Source organism: Mesorhizobium sp. B1-1-5, from assembly GCF_006443065.1.
GTDB lineage: Bacteria > Pseudomonadota > Alphaproteobacteria > Rhizobiales > Rhizobiaceae > Mesorhizobium.
Genome location: NZ_VFWS01000022.1, coordinates 33,793 through 54,751, shown reverse-complemented (window position 1 = coordinate 54,751; position 20,959 = coordinate 33,793). Strand labels below are relative to the sequence as shown.

General features: G+C 65.2%; 20 protein-coding genes. 18 read left to right on the top strand and 2 right to left on the bottom strand.

All coding sequences use genetic code 11. The annotated features are described in order from the left end of the window. Positions 1-88: 88 nt before the first annotated feature. From FJ980_RS10725 to FJ980_RS10645, 18 genes are all read left to right on the top strand, one after another. A complete protein-coding gene (locus FJ980_RS10725; RefSeq protein WP_140542863.1) occupies positions 89-1,084 on the top strand; it encodes a flagellin in 996 nt (331 codons plus the stop codon). Between the two features lie 258 nt (positions 1,085-1,342). Then, positions 1,343-2,413 (top strand): flagellin, encoded by a 1,071-nt coding sequence (locus tag FJ980_RS10720; RefSeq protein WP_140542862.1) that lies wholly within the window; start codon positions 1,343-1,345, stop codon positions 2,411-2,413. 174 nt (positions 2,414-2,587) lie between these two features. Then, positions 2,588-4,246, top strand: a complete 1,659-nt coding sequence (fliF, locus tag FJ980_RS10715) for a flagellar basal-body MS-ring/collar protein FliF (RefSeq protein ID WP_140542861.1) — start codon at positions 2,588-2,590, stop codon at positions 4,244-4,246. Positions 4,247-4,249: 3 nt separating this feature from the next. Further along, a complete protein-coding gene (locus FJ980_RS10710; RefSeq protein ID WP_140542860.1) occupies positions 4,250-4,876 on the top strand; it encodes a hypothetical protein in 627 nt (208 codons plus the stop codon). Next, complete coding sequence (locus FJ980_RS10705; RefSeq protein WP_140542859.1) at positions 4,873-6,300, top strand: MotB family protein; 1,428 nt, start codon at positions 4,873-4,875, stop codon at positions 6,298-6,300. Before FJ980_RS10710 ends, FJ980_RS10705 begins: the two co-directional genes overlap by 4 nt. 122 nt (positions 6,301-6,422) lie before the next feature. After that, entirely contained in the window at positions 6,423-7,841 is a 1,419-nt protein-coding gene (locus tag FJ980_RS10700) for a chemotaxis protein MotC (RefSeq protein WP_140542858.1), read from the top strand. After that, positions 7,838-9,187, top strand: a complete 1,350-nt coding sequence (locus FJ980_RS10695; RefSeq protein ID WP_140542857.1) for a flagellar hook-length control protein FliK — start codon at positions 7,838-7,840, stop codon at positions 9,185-9,187. The genes FJ980_RS10700 and FJ980_RS10695 overlap by 4 nt, the downstream gene beginning before the upstream one ends. Further along, on the top strand, positions 9,117-9,707 hold the full coding sequence (locus FJ980_RS10690) for a transglycosylase SLT domain-containing protein (protein ID WP_140542856.1): 591 nt from the start codon (positions 9,117-9,119) through the stop codon (positions 9,705-9,707). Before FJ980_RS10695 ends, FJ980_RS10690 begins: the two co-directional genes overlap by 71 nt. Positions 9,708-9,928: 221 nt before the next feature. Continuing rightward, entirely contained in the window at positions 9,929-10,597 is a 669-nt protein-coding gene (locus FJ980_RS10685) for a response regulator transcription factor (RefSeq protein ID WP_095766367.1), read from the top strand. Between the two features lie 193 nt (positions 10,598-10,790). Next, complete coding sequence (locus FJ980_RS10680) at positions 10,791-12,044, top strand: flagellar hook protein FlgE (protein ID WP_140542855.1); 1,254 nt, start codon at positions 10,791-10,793, stop codon at positions 12,042-12,044. Between the two features lie 29 nt (positions 12,045-12,073). Beyond that, entirely contained in the window at positions 12,074-13,525 is a 1,452-nt protein-coding gene (gene flgK, locus FJ980_RS10675; protein ID WP_140542854.1) for a flagellar hook-associated protein FlgK, read from the top strand. Between the two features lie 3 nt (positions 13,526-13,528). Further along, positions 13,529-14,578 carry a flagellar hook-associated family protein gene (locus FJ980_RS10670; protein WP_140542853.1) on the top strand — a complete coding sequence of 350 codons (1,050 nt, stop codon included), beginning with the start codon at positions 13,529-13,531 and terminating at the stop codon, positions 14,576-14,578. Between the two features lie 31 nt (positions 14,579-14,609). Continuing rightward, positions 14,610-14,957, top strand: a complete 348-nt coding sequence (flaF, locus tag FJ980_RS10665; RefSeq protein WP_040989989.1) for a flagellar biosynthesis regulator FlaF — start codon at positions 14,610-14,612, stop codon at positions 14,955-14,957. Continuing rightward, on the top strand, positions 14,954-15,391 hold the full coding sequence (gene flbT, locus FJ980_RS10660; RefSeq protein ID WP_140542852.1) for a flagellar biosynthesis repressor FlbT: 438 nt from the start codon (positions 14,954-14,956) through the stop codon (positions 15,389-15,391). The genes flaF and flbT overlap by 4 nt, the downstream gene beginning before the upstream one ends. Before the next feature lies 1 nt (position 15,392). Beyond that, positions 15,393-15,800: a flagellar hook assembly protein FlgD gene (gene flgD, locus FJ980_RS10655; protein WP_140542851.1), complete on the top strand. Its 408-nt coding sequence runs from the start codon at positions 15,393-15,395 to the stop codon at positions 15,798-15,800. Between the two features lie 122 nt (positions 15,801-15,922). Continuing rightward, complete coding sequence (gene fliQ, locus FJ980_RS10650) at positions 15,923-16,189, top strand: flagellar biosynthesis protein FliQ (protein ID WP_095766361.1); 267 nt, start codon at positions 15,923-15,925, stop codon at positions 16,187-16,189. 34 nt (positions 16,190-16,223) lie between these two features. Continuing rightward, positions 16,224-16,355: a hypothetical protein gene (locus FJ980_RS35820; RefSeq protein ID WP_281406328.1), complete on the top strand. Its 132-nt coding sequence runs from the start codon at positions 16,224-16,226 to the stop codon at positions 16,353-16,355. Positions 16,356-16,505: 150 nt separating this feature from the next. After that, the gene (locus tag FJ980_RS10645) at positions 16,506-18,149 is read left to right on the top strand and encodes an MFS transporter (protein ID WP_140542850.1); all 1,644 of its coding nucleotides are present in this window, start codon (positions 16,506-16,508) and stop codon (positions 18,147-18,149) included. 64 nt (positions 18,150-18,213) lie between these two features. Here FJ980_RS10645 and FJ980_RS10640 read toward each other — a convergent pair whose 3' ends face one another. Beyond that, positions 18,214-19,995 carry a chloride channel protein gene (locus FJ980_RS10640; protein WP_140542849.1) on the bottom strand — a complete coding sequence of 594 codons (1,782 nt, stop codon included), beginning with the start codon at positions 19,993-19,995 and terminating at the stop codon, positions 18,214-18,216. Between the two features lie 234 nt (positions 19,996-20,229). Next, positions 20,230-20,958: an NAD(P)-dependent oxidoreductase gene (locus FJ980_RS10635; RefSeq protein WP_140542848.1), complete on the bottom strand. Its 729-nt coding sequence runs from the start codon at positions 20,956-20,958 to the stop codon at positions 20,230-20,232. Between the last annotated feature and the right edge of the window lies 1 nt (position 20,959).

The following is a 20,959-nucleotide window of genomic DNA, read 5'->3' as shown; positions in this document are numbered from 1 at the left end:
TCGAGCGGTCATTGGCATGATGCCGCACCGTCATACCGGACATACCGGTATGTCAAAAAAATCCGTGTAAAAATAAGGTACGAGTACCATGGCCAGTATTATGACCAATGCCTCGGCGCTGACCGCGCTGCAGAGCTTGAACGCCACCCAGAAGAACCTCGACACCACCCAGGCCCGCATCTCGACGGGTTATCGCGTCTCGCAGGCTTCCGACAACGCCGCTTACTGGTCGATCGCCACCACGATGCGCTCCGACAACCAGGCCATGTCCACCGTCTCGGACGCGCTCGGCCTCGGCGCCTCGAAGGTCGACACCGCCTACACCGGCATGGACAGCGCGATCACGACCATCAACCAGATCCAGCAGAAGCTGACCGCTTCGTTCGGTCAGACGGATGCTTCGAAGGAAAAGACCCAGGTCGAAATTGCCGCTCTTCAGAATCAGTTGAAGGCCTATGCCGACGGCGCCACCTTCTCGGGCACCAACATGCTGTCGGTCAACAGCGGCGCCACCGCCACGACCGCAGCCGACGTCAAGATCGTTTCGGCTTTCAACCGCAGCTCCACCGGCGCGGTTTCGATCTCCACGATCGACGTCAACGTGGAAAGCATCAAGCTGTATGAAGCCGGCACCGCGGCAACCGTGTCGAAGGGTATCCTCGACGCCAACCGTCTCGGCACCGATGGCAGCGTCGTGACCGCGGCCTCGGCCCCGACGCTCGGCGCTGCTGCGGCGGCCACCGACACCTACACGGTCGCCAGCCTGAAGATCTTCTCCGGCACCACCGCAGCCAGCGACACTCAGATCCAGGCGATGATGAACGTCGTCGATGCCGCGCTCAAGTCCATGACGAACGCGGCCACCAAGCTCGGCGCGGCCAAGAGCTCGATCAACCTGCAGAAGACCTTCACCTCGAGCCTGATGGACTCCATCGATCGCGGCGTCGGCCAGCTCGTCGATGCCGACATGAACAAGGAATCGACCCGCCTCCAGGCGCTGCAGGTTCAGCAGCAGCTCGGCGTCCAGGCGCTGTCGATCGCCAACGGCTCGTCGCAGTCGATCCTGTCGCTCTTCCGCGGCTGATCGCTTTATACTGACCGGACCAAAGCGTCGGGCCGCGCCAAAAGCGCGGCCCGATTTGCGTTTGCTCAAGGCTCGCGCAACCCTCGTTCCCTAACCTCTCGGAAGCCTACTTTTAACATGCCATTAACCATATCGCGGTAGGTATGGTTAACCAATCACTTAGGTTGTCGAATCGGCCCGACCGGCACGATTCGCAACCGATGGACAGGCCCAACCCGGCCTGTATGGCATGCCGGCTTTTGAGAAGGAGCGAGTTTCTTGGCGAGCATCATGACGAACGCTGCGGCGTTGACTGCACTTCAAAGCCTCAACGCCACCAACAAATCGCTCGAGCAGACGCAGGCCCGGATTTCGACCGGCTATCGGGTTTCCGAGGCCGCCGACAATGCCGCCTACTGGTCGATCGCCACCACCATGCGCTCCGACAATCAAGCACTCTCCACGGTGCAGGACGCGCTCGGCCTCGGCGCCTCGAAAGTCGATACAGCCTATACCGGCATGAACAACGTCCTTTCGACGATCGGCCAACTCAAGACCAAGCTTCTGTCGGCCGTCGGCCAGTCGGATGCAAACAAGGCCAAGACGCAGACCGAAATCACCACGCTTCAAGCGCAGATGAAATCCTTCGCCGATGCCGCCACCTTCTCCGGCTCGAATTACCTTTCGGTGACGTCAACCCAGGTCGCCGCCGCCAATGACGGCGTCCAGCCCGACGCCCAGATCGTCTCCTCGTTCAACCGCTCCTCGTCCGGCGCCATCTCGCTCGGCACCATCGACATCAATGTCGAGAGCACCAAGCTGTTCGATTCCGGCCTCGCAACGGCCGTCAAGAACCAGGGCATTCTCGATCGCAAGACTTCGATCTACTCCACCGCAGCGGACCAGTCGGCATATGATGCCGCCTACGCGGCCTCGATCGCCGGCGGCGCCACCGACATCGCCGCCAACACCGCGGGCCAAGGAGCTGTGACGGGCACGCCCGTCAAGATCGACAACGTTTCCGCCTTCAATCTCGACATCACGGCGGCGGGCGTGACCGACGACATCATCACGCAGATGGTCACCAAGATCGACAACGTCATGAGTCAGCTTACCGACGCCGCCACCGTGCTCGGCGCCGCCAAGAGCTCGATCGACCTGCAGAAGACGTTCACGCAGAGCCTGATGGACTCCATCGACCGCGGCGTCGGCCAGCTCGTCGATGCCGACATGAACAAGGAATCGACCCGCCTTCAGGCCCTGCAGGTGCAGCAGCAACTCGGCATCCAGTCGCTGTCGATCGCCAACAGCTCCTCGCAGTCGATCCTGTCGCTGTTCAAGAACGGCTAAACGACAGAAACATTCCGACCAGCGAAAGGCCGCGCCTCGGGCGCGGCCTTTTTCGTTTTTCGATAAGAGGCCGGGTCGACGCTTTGCTGGACCTTCGGCGGCACGCCTATCATCCTCGCACAAGCTTCGCGGTCTAGTCTTCCGGCGGACAGTCATGCTGGGAGCGGTTGAATCGTGCCGGAACAGATCCAGAGCATCATCGCGAATTTGAAGAGCTTCGGCGTGAGGCGTCTGGCGCTCATGGGCGGCATCGCGGCCCTGGTCATGGCAATCATCGGCATCGCGTCGGTCTATCTCAACCGTCCTGCCTATGAGACGCTCTATGTCGGCCTCGAGCGTTCCGACGTCAACCAGATCGGACTGGTGCTGGCCGACGCTGGCATCGGCTTCGATGTCGGCTCCGACGGCACATCCGTGATGGTGCCGGCCGGCACCACCGCGCAGGCGCGCATGCTGCTTGCCGAGAAAGGCCTGCCGACCAGCGCCAATGCCGGCTACGAGCTGTTCGACAATGTCGGCTCGCTCGGCCTCACCTCCTTCATGCAGCAGATCACCCGCGTGCGCGCGCTGGAAGGCGAGATCGCGCGCACCATCCAGTCGATTTCCGGCGTCAAGGCGGCTCGAGTCCACATAGTCATGTCCGAGCGCGCCAATTTCCGCCGCGACGAGCAGCAGCCCTCCGCCTCGGTGGTCATCCGCTATGCCGGGAGCGATGCCGAGAAGAGCGCCATGTCGATCCGCCACCTCGTCGCCGCTGCCGTTCCCGGCCTGTCGGCCGACAAGGTCACCGTGCTCGATTCCAACGGCAACCTTTTGGCGGCCGGCGACGACCCGTCCAACACGAGCGCCGCGCGCACGCTGGGCGTCGAGCAGACGGTCGAGGCGCAGATCGGCGACAACATCCGTCGCGCGCTCACCCCTTATCTCGGCCCGGACAATTTCCGCGCCAGCGTCAAGGCCGACGTCAACACCGACACGCGCCAGACCGAGGAGACGATCTTCGATCCGAACTCGCGCGTCGAGCGTTCGGTGCAGTCGGTGAAAACCAACGAGGCCAGCAACCAGAAGCAGGCTTCGACCCCGACCAGCGTCGAGCAGAACCTGCCCGAGACGCAGACCACCAGCACCGAGGGCCCGCAATCCACCTCGCAGAACGACCGCAAGGAAGAGATCACGAATTACGAGATCAATTCCAAGAAGATCGCCACCGTCTCCAACGGCTACACGGTCAACAAGATGTCGATCGCGGTCGTGGTCAACCAGGATCGCCTGAAGACCATCCTCGGCAAGGACGCCACGCCGGAACAGATCGCCAAGCGCGTCGCCGACATCCAGAAGATGGTCGCCTCGGCGACCGGCTTCGACGACAAGCGCGGCGACATCATCGATGTCTCGGCGGTCGAATTCATCAATGGCCTCGACGGCGAGCCGATCGATCAGCCTGGCGTCCTCGCCTCGATCGGCACCTACACCGGCACGCTGATCAATGCCGGTGCCTTCATCGTCGTCGTCTTCCTGGTGGCGTTCTTCGGCCTCAAGCCGATGGCCGCCGCGCTGACGGCGTCGGCGAGGCCCGCGGCAATTGCCGGCCCGAGCTTCGACGACGTGCAGCGTTCCTTGCCGACGCCCGATGCGCCGGTCGCCGCGATCACCGCCGAGACCCCGGCCGGCGCCCTGCCCGGCGCGCGCGCCGGTGCAACCCCGCTCGATGACCTGCGCCAGAAAATCCGGCCGGCGCCGCAGGACCGGCTTGCCCGCATGGTCGACCTCAACGAGGAGCGCACCGCGCAGATTCTGCGCAAATGGGCAGCCGTCCCGGAAGCCGTGGGTTAGGCCATGGTCTCGGCAGCCCTCTTCGATCTCCTGCCCGACTTTGGCTCGCGCACGCCGCGCGCCAATCAGGCGCCGACCGCGCGCGACGCCGAGCATCTGCCGGCCGCGCCCGAGCCGCAGGCCGACATCGGCGCGCTGATCGCCGAGGCCGTGGCCGACGCGGAGGCAGCGCTCGCGGCGCGCCTCGCGCTCGCCCATCAGGCAGCGCTCGACGCCGAGCGCCAGGCCAGCGACCAGGCCGCGCAAACATTCCTTGAAAGCTTCGGCGGCGATCTCGGCACCGCTGTCGCCACGCGCATCGAGGCCATGGAGCAGCGCGTTGCCGAGCTTGCCGGCGCAACCGTCGCCCGTATCGTCGGCGGCCTTCTCAGCGACGACCTGCAGGAGCGTTCGCTCGCCGCCCTTTCCCGCGCCATCAGTGCGGCGGTCGCCGACGGCGAGGCCGTGCGCATCGCTGTCCGCGGACCGCTGTCACTGTTCGAGCCGCTGCAGGCGGCGCTCGGATCCCGCGCCGCCAATCTCGACTTCAGCGAGGCGCCGGGCTTCGACCTGACCGTCACCATCGACGAGACCGTGTTCGAGACGCGTATCGCCGAGTGGTCGGCGTCCTTGTCGGAGGTCCTGTCATGAGCGCCGTCGATCATGCCGACACCCGGCACGAGATCATCATCGTCAAGCGCAATCACGACGGTCATGACGAGGGTCACCATGGTGGCGTGTGGAAGATCGCCTTCGCCGACTTCATGACGGCGATGATGTGCTTCTTCCTCGTCATGTGGCTGATCAACGCCGCCAACGAGCAGACCAAGGCAGCCGTCGCCAGCTATTTCAATCCGGTCGAGCTGATCGATCGCAACTCCAGCCGCAAGGGCCTGGAAGATTTGGGCGACGGCCCGAGCAAGGTCGGATTGACCGCGGACAACCCGCAGCAGGGCGCGACCAAGGCGGGCGATGACGGCAAGGGCGGCGCCGGTTCCTCCGAACGCCGCCAGACCAAGGACGGGGCGCAGGATGCCCAGCTCTCCGACGAAAAGCTGTTCGCCGATCCCTACGCGGTGCTGGCGGAGATCGCCGCCGACACAGGCGTGATGCAGAACGTCAGCGCCAAGGGCGAAGGCGGTGCCCAGGCGGCCGGTCCGGCAACCGGCGCATCCGGCGGCGAATCCTATCGCGATCCGTTCGCGCCGGATTTCTGGTCGCAGCAAGTGGCGGCGCCTGGCGCCGAGGCCACCGCCGAACGCGCCAGGATCGAAGGCGACCCGATCAAGCCCGGCGAGAAGGTCGCCACGATCGCGGTGCCGAAGGTGAAGGTCGTTCCGGCCGTTCCGGCCGCTCCTGCGCTGGCGGCCGCGCCGCTGGAGCCGCTGGCAACCCCGCGAAAGACCGACGCCAAGAGCGGGCCAAAGGCCGCGCAAGCCGGGGCCGAGACGCTGTCGGGCGAAGCAGACAAGACCGAGAAAGCCCAAGGCGGGAAAGCTGAAGTCGACAAGCGCGAGGCTGCAACGGTCGACACCAAGGCCGAAACCGCGAAGGCGGAAAAGACTGAACCCGAGCAAGCCGCCGACAAAGGCGACAAGGCGCCGAGCAAAGCCGCTCTTCAGGAAGCGGCGGATATCAAGAAGGAACTCGCCAAGGCATTCCTGCCGGGTGAAAAGCTCGCCGACGGCGTCTCGGTCGAGGCCACCGACAAGGGCGTCGTCATTTCGATCACCGACCAGCTCGATTTCGGCATGTTCGAGATCGGCTCGGCCATGCCGCGCCGCGAGCTGGTGCTGGCGATGGAAAAGATCGGCCGCATCGTCAACGAGAAGAAGGGCACCATCACCATCAGCGGCCACACGGACGCGCGGCCGTTTCGCAGCGACACTTACGACAACTGGCGGCTGTCCACCGCGCGCGCCCATTCGGCCTACTACATGCTGGTGCGCGGGGGCGTCGACGAAAGCCGCATCACCGAGGTCGCGGGCTTCGCCGACCGGCAGCCAAAGATCGCCTCCGATCCGATGGCTGCCGCGAACCGGCGCATCGAAATCCTGATGGCGGCCGGCGGATGAGAGCCAGGACCGTCATCGGCCATGCGATGGAGCGCTTCGCCCGTTCAGAGAAACGGCGAGCCGCTCCACCTCCTTGCCTTGGCGCAATTCCAAACGGAAGACCGCCTCACGCTTTTCCTGGGATGGCGCTGGCGCTGGCGCTGTTCGTCGCCGGGCCGTCATCGGCGGCCTTCGCTCAGGACGCCCTGCAACCCTATCAGCTGGTGCGTTCGCTGCAGCTGATCCAGGATCGCATTGCCGGCGGCGATCATGCTGCGCTGCCGATGCAGGCAAAACTCCTCGAAATGATCGACGCCCGGATGCGCAATGCCGATGCCGAGGATTTCAAGGAGCCGAAGAACTTCCGCGCTTTGCTCGTCTACGGCATGAGCGGCGGCAACCCGGTGACGGTCGCGGCGGCGGCTTCGCGCGCGGCAACCGACGCGCAAAGCCTGGCCATCGCCAAAGGCGTCGTCGCCTATCTGAGCGGCCGGCCGGCCGAGGCGATCGAAATGCTGAAGCCGATCGATCCGATGGGCGTACCCGCCGACCTCGGCGCCTTCCTGGCGCTGGTCAAGGGCTCGCTGCTTGCGACGGATGACCCTGCGGCAGCGCTGAACCTGCTCGACGAGGCGCGCCTGCTCAGCCCCGGCACGCTGGTCGAGGAGGCAGCGCTTCGCCGCTCCGTGGGTATCGCGGCCGCGCGGGGCGATGCCGCCCGTTTCGCGCTGGCTTCGACCCAGTACGTCGCGTCCTACCTCTATTCGCCTTACGCCAGCCAGTTCGCCGATGCCTTTGTTTCCGGCGTCATCACGCTGCACATGGCGATCAGCCAGGACAAGATCGCCGACATCACCTCGATGATGGATCCCGAGCGCGAGACAGTGATCTACCTTCGCATCGCGCGCCGTGCCGCGATCGACGGGATGACGGAGCTCTCGGCTTTCGCCTCGGCGAAGGCCGAGCTGGGCCGCAACGGCAACGGCAACCGGGACGACCCGCGCACTCAGCTCTATTCGAGCCTTTCCACCATGACATCGGCCAGTGTCGATGAAGTGCGCGCCAAGCTCGGCAAGATCGATCGCGGCAAGCTTTCGCAAAGCGACCGCGACCTGCTCGACGCCGCGCAGGCCGTGGCGGGCGAAGTGATGGCGCCGGTCAAAGCGCCCGCAAGTGCCGAAGCCGCACCGACAATCGTTGCAAGAGGCGACGGAGGGAAATCCGCGACCGAGGCCTCAGCCGACCCGGCCAATGCGGACTTGCCTCCCGTGGAAGGAGCGATGCCCGACCAGCCACCGGTCGCGGTGAGCGATCCGTCGGTCGCGCCGAGCGACCAGGCGAAAGACGCGCCGCCCGCCGCTTCGCCGCCCCCTGTCCCGCGGCCGGCGCAAGCATCGGCTGAAATCCCGGCGGCCGCTCCGGCTCCGACCGGCGCCGCGCCGGTGGTACAGGCATCCGCGCCGGCGACGCCCATTGCACAAGACCCGATCGATGCGGCGGTCACCAGCACGCGGCATCAGCTCGACCAGATCGACCAACTCCTCGGAGCAGCCCCAAAATGACCAGCGTCAACCAGACCTTGCCGGGCTTTGCTTCGACACAGTCCCAGCCCCGGCAGCACACTGCCGGCGGCAAGGATGGGGATCAGAATTTCGGCAAGATGGTGCATGGGACCGAGAGCCCACAGGACAAGCACGCGACCGGACCGGTGATGCCGGACGCGCATCCGGCAAGGCGCTTGCCGACCAATGTCGGCAAGCAGGAGCCGGACCAGGACCCGCAGGGGAAAACCGGTGCGCAGAAGGCGACGGGAAAGTCCGCGAAGACCAACGGGCAATCCTTATCCGCGAAGCAGACCACGGATAAGGATACCGCGGCGCAATCCGACGATTCCACACCGCTGCAGGACCGCTTGCCGTTGCTGATAGCGCTAGGCGACATGAAGCATTTCGCGCAATCGTCGGGCGCGGGCGGCGCTGACGGTGAAGAAGCCGCCGGCGACCACGGATCGCTGGAACTGCGGCTGCGCGCCGGCAAGCGCGCGGCGGTCGGCAGTTCCGCCGAGCCGCTGTCGCGATCCACCCGTTCGACGACAGCGGACGATTCCGGGCCCGATTTTGGGCAGAAGCCGGTGAAGGCGCAAATGGCTCTCGATATGCCGGGCCGGCGTGATGCCGATGCCTTGCCGGTGCAAGGGGATGAGCCGGCGGCCGACACCCCGTTGCCGCCGCAAGGCTGGCAGCCGGCTTCCGCATCCAAGGCTTCGCTGCAATCGCAGTCGGCCGCGCAGCAGGCTCCGGGCAAGCCGTCTGCTTCCGCCGGACGCATGGAGGTCGTCAGCCAGCAGAGCTTCCCGGCGCCGGCGCAAAACCCGATCGGCCAGACGGCATCGGCGCTGGTTGAAGGGCTTGCCTCCGACAATGGCGTCCAGCAAGCCTTTGCAAGCGCCTCGACGGGCTCCCAGACGACCAATTCTGTTGCCGTTCCGACACACGTGCTGAAGATCGAGCTGCACCCTTCGGAGCTCGGATCGGTTGTCGCCAGCCTGCGGCTCTCGGGCGAGCGACTTTCGATTGAGATGAAGCCCGAGACACACGAGGCATACCGCCGTCTCACCGCCGACAGCGACGCCGTCGTCAAGTCGATGCGCAGCCTCGGCTTCGACGTCGACAAGGTCACCATCCTGCAACCCTCGATAGCGGCGCATGCGGCCAGCCGCGCCGACGCGACCAGCGCCATGCCGATGTCGACAGGCCGCGACCAGCCTTCGTTCCAGCCTGGGAACTCGGGCGGCAACGGCGCGGGCGGCGGCCGGCAACCGGGAAGGAACAATGGCGATGGCGCACAGGAATTCGGTCGAGCCGCTTCGCCTCTTCGCGAGCGTGCTGACGACGATATGTATATCTAGTTTCGCTGCCGGCGCGGCCAGCGCCGCAGCCAATCCCTGCGAGCCGGAGATCCTGCGCGCCGCCGATCGCTACGGGGTGCCCGCCGGAATCCTGTACGCCGTCGGCCTGACCGAGACCGGAAAGAAGGGCAGCCTTCAGCCTAATGCCTTGAATATAGAAGGAAAAGCTGTGTTTCCTCGCAGTCGCGGCGAAGCGCTCGCCGCATTCGAGAACGCGCGTCGCGAGGGCAAGACGCTGATCGATCTCGGCTGCATGCAGATCAACCATCGCTATCACGGCGCGCAGTTCCGCAGCGTCGAGGACATGCTCGATCCGCATCGCAATGTCGACTACGCGGCGCGCTTCCTGGTCAGCCTGCATGCCCGGCACATGACCTGGTCGATGGCCGTCGCCCGCTATCATGCCGGCTCCGACAACGACCCGGCGCAGAAGGTTTATGTCTGCCGCGTCATCGCCAACATGGTCGCCACCGGCTTCGGCAAATGGACGCCGAATGCCAGCACTTTTTGCAACCAATAGTTGTTTGGCTTGAGGTCCGGTCGACCTTCGCCAGCCTATCCGCCGGCCCCGATATTCGTCGGTCAGCAGCTGGCGCGAATACACCAGCGCAACCGCTTTTATTACGGCTCCCAAAAAAACTCCCAAGAAAATAGCTACAAGAAATGATGGTTTTTCAGGATTCATCGAGCCGGGTACCCCTTTCCGCACGGGGCAAATGAAATGATTCGGAGGGCGGGCCGATGATCGTGATCGTTGACGAGCGAGAGCTCGTGACAGAGGGCTACTCTTCACTTTTCGACCGCGAGGGGGTGGCCACTGCCGGCTTTGCGCCAGGCGAATTCGGCGAGTGGGTGAGTTCCGCCGCCGATACCGATCTCAGATCCGTCAGGGCCTTTCTCATCGGCGACTGCCGCGAAGGCGCGATATCGCCGCGCCAGATCCGCGACCGCACCGGCGCGCCGGTGATCGCGCTCAGCGAACATCACTCTCTCGAGCACACGCTGCGGCTGTTCGAAAGCGGCGTCGACGATGTCGTCCGCAAGCCGGTGCATATCCGTGAGATTCTCGCCCGCATCACCGCCATCCGCCGCCGCGGCTCCGAAGAGGCCGCCTATACCGAGGTCGGGTCGATGCGGATCTTCATGGACGGCCGCGATCCGGAGATCAACGGCGAGCCGCTGCCGCTGCCGCGCCGCGAGCGGCGCATCCTGGAATATCTGGCCGGCAACCGCGGCCGGCGTGTGACCAAGACCCAGGTCTTCAACGCCATCTACGGCATCTTCGACGAGGAGGTCGAGGAGAACGTGGTGGAGAGTCACATCTCGAAGCTGCGCAAGAAGCTGCGCGAGAAGCTCGGTCACGATCCGATCGATTCCAAGAGGTTCCTCGGCTACCGGCTGGTGTTTTGATGGCCGCCCTGGAGCATGAATCCGAAAAGTGGGAACCGGTTTTCGGACAAAGGTCATGCTCCAACAAAGAGTCAGAGCGTGATGGCGATTCAACGACGCGCCATCGCGGTCTAGGCCCATCGCGCGCCAGCCTCGCGCAAGACACGAGGCATAATTTTATGGCCTCCTACCCGGGCAATGCGGAGATGTATCGATGAGCCTCTACGGAATGATGCGGACCGGCGTTTCCGGTATGAACGCGCAGGCCAACCGCCTCTCCGCGGTGGCCGACAACATCGCCAACTCCGACACCACCGGCTACAAGCGCTCTTCGGCCGAGTTCTCGTCACTGATCATGCCCGGCACCGGCGGCGCCTATAATTCCGGCGGCGTGACCACCACGATCCGCTCGGCCGTCGGCACGCAAGGCGTCATGACCTACACCACCTCGGTGTCCGATCTTGCCGTCAACGGCGACGGCTTCTTCGTCGTCCAGGATGCCGGCGGCACGCCCTACCTCACCCGCGCCGGTTCCTTCGTCCCGGATGCGCAGGGCCGGCTGGTCAATGCCGCGGGCTACCAGCTCATGGCCTACGACTACGCCAATGGCGATCCGGCAGCGACCGCCAACGGCTTCGAGGGCCTCGTGCCGGTGCAGATCTCCGATCAGCAAATGACGGCGACGCCGAGCACCGAGGGCCTGTTCTCTGGCAACCTGCCCGCGGGCGCGACGCCGCCCTCCGGCCCGCTGCCGTCCAGCAACAGCGCGACCGCCGAATACACGTCGAAAACCTCGCTGGTCGCCTATGACAATCTCGGCAACAAGAAGCTGCTCGACGTCTATTTCACCAACACCGGCACCGGAACATGGGAAGTCTCGGTCTTCGATCAGTCGAAGGCGACCCCCGGCACCTCCTTCCCCTATGCCGGCGGCGCGCTGGGGTCGGCCAACCTCACCTTCGACACCACGACAGGCAAGCTCACCGGCGCGACCACGGGCGTCTCCTTCACCGTTCCGGGCGGCCAGACCCTCAACCTCGATCTCTCCAAGCTGACCCAGCTCGGCACCGGCTTCACCGTCGCCGACGCCAAGGTCAACGGCAATGCCCCGAGCTCCATCCAGAAGGTCCAGATCGGCCAGGACGGCGTCATCTACGCTCAGTTCGCGGACGGCTCGACCAAGGCGCTTTACAAGATACCGCTTGCCGACGTTCAGAGCCCCGACAACCTCACCGCGATGCCCGGCAACGTCTATGTGCAGAGCACCGACTCCGGCGCCGTCCACATCGGCTTTGCCAATGAGGGCAAGCTCGGCTCCATCGTCTCCGGGGCACTTGAAAACTCCAACGTCGATATCGCCGAGGAACTGACCAACATGATTGCGGCGCAGCGCAGCTACACCGCCAATTCCAAGGTCTTCCAGACCGGCTCGGACCTGATGGACGTCCTCGTCAACCTGAAGAGATAAACGACGGGCGCCGCCCGTGAAAGATCAGCATGTCGCTTTCCTCCGCACTAAGCATTGCCCAATCGGCGCTCCTGGCCACGTCCAAGCAGACCAGTGTCGTATCGCGCAATGTGGCCGACGCGTCGAACCCTGACTATACCCGCCGCATCGCCGTGGTGACCAGCACGGCGCCGGGCGCCCGGGCGGTGGAAATCCAACGCGCCGCGAACGAGCTCCTGTTCCGCCAGAACCTTTCGGCGCTGTCGGCATGGAGCGGCCAGAGCGCGCTCTACAACGGCATGGATCAGCTCGAACTGTCGGTCAACGGGGTCGACAACGCGTCGTCCCCCTCGACGGCCATCGCCAAGCTGCAGCAGCAGCTGCAGCTCTACGCCACGACGCCATCGAACCAGACCCTCGGCACCAGCGTCGTCGATGCCGCCAAGCAGGTGGTGAATTCCCTCAACAGCGGCACCAAGGCGATCCAGGACTTCCGTACCCAGGCCGACAGCCAGATCGCCACCGCCGTCGACGACCTCAACTCCCTGCTCGGCCAGTTCCAGGATGCCAACAAGGCCGTCATCTCCGGCACGCGATCTGGCACCGACGTGTCCGACGCACTCGATCAGCGCGACGCCCTCCTGAAAAAGATATCGGAATATGTCCCGGTATCGACCTTCACGCGCGGCGACAACGACATGGTCATCACCACCAAGGACGGCACGACGCTGTTCGAGACCGTGCCGCGCTCGGTGACCTTCGCGCCGTCGGCCGGCTATTCGGCCGGCACGCCCGGCAACACAATCTACATCGACAACGTGCCAGTCTCGGCCGGCACCGGCGACAACGCCACCGCCGACGGCAAGCTTGCGGGCCTGCTGAAGCTGCGCGACGGCGTCGCCTCGACCATGCAGAGCCAGCTCGACGAGATCGCGCGCGGCCTTGTCACCGCATTTGCCGAAACCGCGCCACCGCAGCCCGATGCGGCCGGCCTGTTCACATGGTCCGGCGCGCCGGCAATCCCGGCCGCCGGCACCCTGGTCGACGGCCTCGCCGGATCGATCGGCGTCAACGCCGCCTTCGATCCGAGCGCCGGCGGCAATCCCGCGCTGTTGCGCGACGGCGGCGCCAACGGCGTGGCCTATGTCGTCAACACCGGCGGCGCATCCTATTCGGACCTTCTGATCAGCTACGGCAACAAGCTCGATCAGCCGATGGCCTTCGATGCCTCGGCCGGCATCGCCGTCAGCTCCGGCGTCTCCGACTACGCGGCCAATGCCATCGGCTGGTTCGAAGGCGTGCGCCAGCAGGCCTCGACCAATGCCGACAGCAAGCAGGCGCTGGCAGCGCGAACGGCCGAGGCGCTGTCCAACGATACCGGGGTCAATGTCGACCAGGAGATGTCCCTGCTTCTCGATCTCGAGCACACCTATCAAGCCTCGGCGCATATGATGAAGACCGTGAGCGACATGCTGGACGCCCTGATGAACGCGGTAGGATAATTCATGAAAGCGACAGCCGTTTCCTCAGCCGCCATCTCCAACGCCCTGCGTTACCAGCAAGCGAAAATGCAGGCCGACCTTGTGAAGGCGACGACGGAATCCACGACCGGCAAGGTCGCGGATGTCGGTCTGGCGCTGGGCGGGCGCACGACCCAGGCCGTCACCTTCCAGCGCGACCTCGACCGGCTGAACGGCATCGTCGATTCCAACGCGCTCGTCACCGCGCGCCTGACATCGACCCAGGATTCGCTCGGCCAGATCGCCGGTGCCGCGCAGAGCTTCCTGTCGGCGCTGACCAGCGGCGTGTCGGGCGACTCCTCGACCAGCATCCTGCGAACCGCCGGCGCCTCGGCGCTGCAACAGATGACGGGTATCCTCAACACCAGCGTCAACGGCGAATATCTGTTTGCCGGCACCAACACCGACGTCAAGCCGATCGACGACTTCAACGCCACGGGCTCGCCGGCCAAAGCCGCCTTCGATGCCGCCTTTTCAAGCTATTTCGGCTTTGCCCAGACCGACCCGGCGGCGGCCAACATCACCGGCGCGCAGATGGACGACTTCATCACCACCAAGGTCGAGCCGCAATTCCTGGGCGCCGGCTGGCAGGCCAACTGGTCGAGCGCCACCGATGAGCGGATCACCAGCCGCATCTCGCTCAACGAAACCACCCAGACCTCGGTCAGCGCCAACGAACAGGGTATCCGCAAGCTCGCCATGGCGTCCGCCATGGTCAGCAGCCTGCTTACCGGCAGTATCAGCGAGGCCGCCCAGAACGCGGTCGTCAGCCGCGCGCAGGCGCTGGTCGGCGAAGCCATCGGCGGCGTTACCCAGGTGCGGGCCGAAACGGGCCTTGCCCAGCAGCGCGTATCCGACGCCAGCGACCGCATGAAAACCCAGGTCGACCTGTTCGAGAAGCATATCGTCGATCTCGAAGGCGTCGATCCCGCGGAAGCCGCTACCCGGGTCGCCGACCTGACACAGCATATCGAGACCTCCTTCGCCTTGACCGCGCGTCTGCAGCAGCTCAGCCTGCTGAACTATCTGACTTGAACACGTAAACCGGAACGCCAGAGCGCCGACGATGTATCAATTCTCCTACGCCGACATCCAGACCGACTCCGTCGCCGACGCCAAGGACCGGGAGCGGCAACTGCTCACCCGTTCGATCGACATGCTGGCCGCGGCGGCAGCCGTTGGCACCGAGTCGATGGAAGCCGTCGAGGCGCTGCATTTCACCAACCGCATCTGGACCACTTTCGTCGAGGATCTCGGCTCCAGCGACAACGCCCTGCCCAAGGAGTTGCGCGCCAACCTGATCTCGATCGGCCTATGGCTGCTGCGCGAGACGGAAGACATCCGCCAGGGCCGCACCAACAATTTCGAAGGACTGATCGAGGTCTCCCAGATCATCCGAGACGGCATCCAATGACCAACACGCTGAAGATCTCGCTAAAGCCCAACGAGAAGATCTATATCAACGGCGCGGTCATCCGCGTCGACCGCAAGGTCACCATCGAGCTGATGAACGACGTGCAGTTCCTGCTCGAAAGCCACGTCATCCAGGCCGATCAGGCCTCGACGCCGCTCAGGCAGCTTTATTTCATCGTGCAGATCATGCTGATCAACCCGCTCGGCGCCCCCGAGGCGCGCGAGATGTTCCGCCGCTCGCTGCCGATGCTGATCGCAAGCTTCGACAACCAGGACATCTGCAAGGGCCTGAAGCAGATCGACCGGATGGTCGGCGAGGATGAAATCTACGAGGCGCTGAAAGCGATCCGCGCGCTCTATCCGCTCGAGCGCAGGGTGCTCGAAGACAATGACGACATTCCCCAAACGCCGCGCGCACTGGCTGTAGGAGCATAAGATGGCCGTGGACATGACGACAACGATCCCGGTTGGCGCCAACCAGGCCAGCCAGCAGACTTCGAAGACGGCGGTCGACTACCAGTCGTTCCTGAAACTCTTGATCGCCGAGATGAAGAACCAGGATCCGACCAAGCCGATGGATTCCACGCAGTATGTCGCGCAGCTCGCCACCTTCTCCCAGGTCGAGCAGTCGGTGCAGACCAACACCAAGCTCGACCAGATCATGCAGTCCTCGGCATTGTCGCAGGCCGACGCGCTGATCGGCCGCTCGATCACCTCGGCCGACGGCAAGACAACCGGAACGGTGGCTTCGGTGACGCTCTCCAGCAGCGGCCTGATCGCCGTGCTGCAGGATGGCACCCAGGTTCCCGTCGGCGCGGGCATGTCGATCAAGCCGGCCGCATAAGCAGGTCTCCCGAAAGTGGGTCCGGTTTCGGGGCAAAGACATGCTTAAGTCAAAACCTAAAACAGGTCGCGTGAAACCTTCTTCACGCGACCAGCTTTAGCCGGTTCGCATAAGGGTCAGCCATGAACGAGGCCGATGCCCTCGATATCGTCCAGTACGCCGTGTGGACGGTTCTTACCGCTTCCGCTCCCGTGGTGCTGGTGGCGATGGTCGTCGGCATCGGCATCGCGCTCATCCAGGCGCTGACCCAGATTCAGGAAATCACGCTGACCTTCGTGCCGAAGATCGTCGCCATCATGCTCGTGGTGGCGCTGACCGGCCCCTTCATCGGCGGCCAGATCTCGGCCTTCACCAACGTCATCTTCGAGCGCATCGAGCACGGCTTCTGACGCTAGGCAGCGGGGGTCGGGTGGCCTGATCGACATGGCAAGGGGTCAGGAAACGTCGCGCCTGCGTCTCGTCGGCATGGAAATGCTGCTCAGGCTTTACATGAATGGCGAGACAACAGGCGCGTTGACCGAGGCCCTGCATGCCGAGGAGAGAGGCGCGAAATAACCCAAAGTTGGTCCAGACGGCCGAGATGCTTGGCTTAAAGCTTCGCCGACGCATTTTCGCCTTTGCCATCCTGTTGTTGGGTCGCACTCTTTGGCGAGTCGCCCGCCTCCGCGGGCGCGGCGAGCCTCTATAGCGGACGAAGGCGCAACCATGATCGACGACGAGCCGGAAAGCGAACGCGTCTCCGCGCTGGCGCCGTTCCGGCACGGCATCTTTCGCGCCGTCTGGTCGGCCAGCCTGGTGTCGAATTTCGGCGGCCTGATCCAGGGCGTCGGCGCCGCCTGGATGATGACCACGATCGCCACCTCGCCCTACCAGGTGGCGCTGGTCCAGGCCTCGACCACCTTGCCGATCATGCTGTTCGCGCTCGTTGCCGGCGCCATCGCGGACAGCTTCAACCGCCGCAAGGTGATGCTGGTGGCGCAGACCTTCATGCTGGTCGTCTCGGCGCTGCTGACCTTGTTCACCTGGCAAGGCTGGATGACGCCGTGGACGCTGCTTGCCTTCACCTTCCTGATCGACAGCGGCACGGCGTTGAACAGCCCGTCATGGCAGGCATCGGTCGGCGACATGGTGCCGCGCGCCAAGGTGCCGGCGGCGGTCGCGCTCAATTCGCTGGGCTTCAACATCACCCGCAGCGTCGGCCCGGCCATAGGCGGCGTCATCGTCGCTGCCGCGGGTGCGGCGGCCGCCTTCGCCGCCAACGCCGTCAGCTATGTCGGTCTGATCATCGTGCTCGCCCGCTGGAAGCCGGCACTGCCCGAGCAAACCCTGCCGCGCGAGTCGCTTGGCGCGGCAATGGGCGCCGGTCTGCGCTATGTCGCCATGTCGCCCAACATCGCCAAGGTGCTGGTCCGCGGCTCGGCCTTCGGCTTCAGCGCCGGCGCGGTGCTGGCGCTCCTTCCCCTGGTGGCGCGCGACGTCGTCAAGGGCGACGCGCTGACCTACGGCATCATGCTCGGCGCCTTCGGCATCGGCGCGGTCGGCGGCGCGCTGATCAGCGTGCGGCTCAGGCAGCTGCTGTCCAGCGAGACGATGGTGCGCATGGCCTTTAGCGGCTTCGCGCTATGCGCCTTCAACGCCGCCGTCAGCCACAATGCCTGGCAGACATCGGCGGGCCTGCTCATCGGCGGCGCCTGCTGGGTGATCGCGCTCTCGCATTTCAACGTCACGGTGCAGATGTCGACGCCGCGCTGGGTGGTCGGCCGCGTGCTGTCGATCTACCAGACGGCGACCTTCGGCGGCATCGCGCTGGGCAGCTGGATCTGGGGCGTCGTCGCCGACGCGCATGGCGCGGAGACCGCGCTGACCGCTGCGGCGGTCGCGATGCTCGCCGGCGGCGCCATCGGCTTCGTCCTGCCGCTGCCGCGGCAGACGGTGCTCAACCTCGATCCGCTCAACCGCTTCAAGGAGCCGATGCTGGCGCTCGATCTCAAGCCGCGCAGCGGCCCGATCGCCATCATGATCGAGTACATCATCCGCGAGGAGGACGTACCGGAATTCCTGGCGACCATGGCCGAGCGCGGCCGCATCCGCCGCCGTGACGGCGCCCGCAACTGGACTTTGGCCCGCGACCTCGAAAATCCGGCGGTGTGGATCGAGCACTACCACACGCCGACCTGGGTCGAGTATATCCGCCACAACCGACGCGCCACCCACGCCGACGCCGTGGTCGGCGAACGCATCCGCGCGCTGCACAGCGGCGACAACCCGCCGCGCGTGCGCCGCATGATCGAGCGTCCGACCACAGCGGGCACGACGCTTGTCTCGCCGAAGGGGCCGATCGATCACTGACGGCACGTCGTCCGAAGCGTGCTTCAGGCAAACGACATGCGCCGAAGGATCAAGGATCAGCCGACTAGCCCTCGCCGGAAAGATCCCGCCGCGCCTTGTCGAGCTCTTCGGCATAGCGGCGCATCAGATGGCTTTCGGTGAGCAGGCCGAGCACGATGCGCTCGTCGAAATCCTCGACCACCGCCAGTTCTTCGGCCCCGGTGCGCTGGAAGGTCTCGGCGGCGGTCTGGACATTCATCGACGGCACCAGCACCGCGTCCTTGAACTGGGCGAGCGTGCTCACCGGCGTTTCGCCATCGGAGCGATCGCTGTGCAGTTCCGGCACCAGCAGCATGCCGACATATTGGTCGGCCTGCTCGACGGCGATGACGCGCTGTCCGGAGCCGAGCGGCACCTCCTTGCGGAATTCGGAGAGCGTGGTCGAGGCAGGGATGGTGCGGACGTCCTTGCGCATCATCGAGCCAACGGTGAGGCTGCGCATCCAGCCGACGTCATGCGCGCTGCGGATCGTCTCGCCGCGCAGGTGGAAACGCCAGGTCGAGAAGGAGTAGCCGAAGGTCTCGCGCACCAGGATCGCCGACATGATCGAGGCCGCCAGCACCACGCCGGTGAGCGTCAGGTCGCGGGTGGATTCCAGCGCCAGGAATGTCATGGTCAGCGGACCGCCGACGACGCCCACCGCAAGCGAGGTCATGCCGACGACGGCGGCGACCGCCGGGTCGATGCCAGCCGACGGCGCGGTCAGCGCCATGACGCCGGCAAAGACCTTGCCGAGCAAGGCCCCCAGGAACAGCGAAGCGAAGAACAGGCCGCCGCGGAAGCCCGAGCCGAGCGAGATGGCGGAGGCCGCCAGCTTCATCACGAAGACGCTCGCCACCACGGGAAGGGCATAATTCATGGCGAATTCGCGGTGCAGCGCGCCATGGCCGCTGGAGAGTACCTGCGGCGTGACCAGCCCGAGCAAGCCGACTAAGATGCCGCCGATGAACGGCCTGACCGACACGTCGATCGACAATCGCACAAAGAGCCGCTCGACGATGCTCACCAGATGCATGATCGCGATCGAGGCAGCCCCGCCGAGCAACCCCAGCAGCAGGAACGGCACATACTCGCCGGCGGTCAGATTCGGCAGACCTGAGAGTTCCAGCGGGAACGGCACGCCGCCGAACATTTCCGCCGTCAGCGAAGCGGCTATCGCCGCCGCCATCACCGGCGCCACATTGGCGACGGAGTAGATGCCGATGACCAGCTCGAAACCGTAGAAGGCGCCGGTCAGCGGCGCGTCGAAGGCGGCGGCGATCGCGCCGGCCGCGCCGCAGCCGACCAGCATGCGGACATCGTTGCGGCGCAGCCGGAAAGCGCGGGCAAGTCGGGAAGCTACGCCGGAGCCGATCTGCGTATAGCCGGCTTCCAACCCGACCGAGGCGCCGAAGCCGCTTGAGATCATCGTCTGCGCTACGATGATGAAAGTGTCGGTGAGCGACATGCGCCCGCCATAGAGGGCGTTGGCTTCGATCGGGTCGACAGGTGTGCGGAACTTGCGCTTTCTGAGCCAGATGACGGAAAGGCCGAGCAGCAGGCCGCCGATCGCCGGAAACATCGCCTGCACCGGATCGGCGAGCGAGAACATCGCCGAAAGCCTGCCGCCCGGCTGCACGTCGAACAGCAGGTAATGCATGCCTTGCACCAAGGCGCTCATGCCGGTGACCAGCGCGCCGGCGATGATGCCGACCATGCCGGCCATCAGCACGATCACGATGCCGCGCGCCTCGAGCACGGGGATCGAGCTGATCAGCACCGCGCGAAGCCGGCGGGCGTAAACTTGTGGGTCGTTTCTGGCAGGCAACGAAGCGGCTCGCCGGTGTGCGATAAGATAAACAACTGCCGTGCCTGATACGCGCGGCGGCTTTGCGTGGCAATCGCAATGCCGACCGCATGTGGCGCCATTTTGGCGTTGCGCCAATTAGCGTTACGAAAGACTTGTCGCCGCGACCAAGGAGATAGACTTAGTCAGGTACCGGAATGTTCAGCGCGCGGTGCCGAGCAGTCTCGGGAAGCTAAGGTCACGACGGCAACTCCTTCATTCGGCCAGGCGAAAGCCAGCGCGCCAGCCGAGCTCGCCGACGGCCTTGTCGGTCGCGATATGGCGGTTCGGCTCCGCGACATTGAAGGCGCCCTGCGCTCCCCGCTCGACGGCAAGCAGCGCGGCGTAAGCGGCGGCGTCGACATGGACGGCCGGCTCCGCGGCGCTGTCCGCACCGGTACCCGGTCCATAGAGATGGCCGTAGCGCAGCACGATGCCGGTGATCGGCGAGGCGCCGAGCACATGCTTCTCCAGCGCAATGACGCCGCCGACGCTCACGGCGCGGCCGCCTACCGCATCGCTGTCCAGCGGATCTGTCTCGGCATGCGGCTCTGCGCCCGGTGCATAGACCCAGGCGATGCTTTGCGCGATCAGCCGGTTGGCACCGGCCGCCTTCGCCGCCTCGACGAGATTGCGGGTTCCCTCGTCGCGAATGCGAGCGTTGCGTACAGTTGCTTCAGCCATCTTGGAGGGATCGAGCCCGGCCGGCAGGTCTGTGAGCTGGTGGATGACGATCTCAGGCTTCGCCGCCACGACCGCGGCGCGCAGAGCGTTTGCATCAAACACATCGACCACCACCGGATCGGCGCCAAGCGCCCGAAGGTTTTCGGCTTTTGCCTCCTGACGCGTCGTCGCCGTCACCTGATGACCTGCCGCCACCAATTGCGGCACCAGCCGGCGACCGATAGCGCCCGAGGCGCCCGCAAGAAAAATGCGATGGCCCATC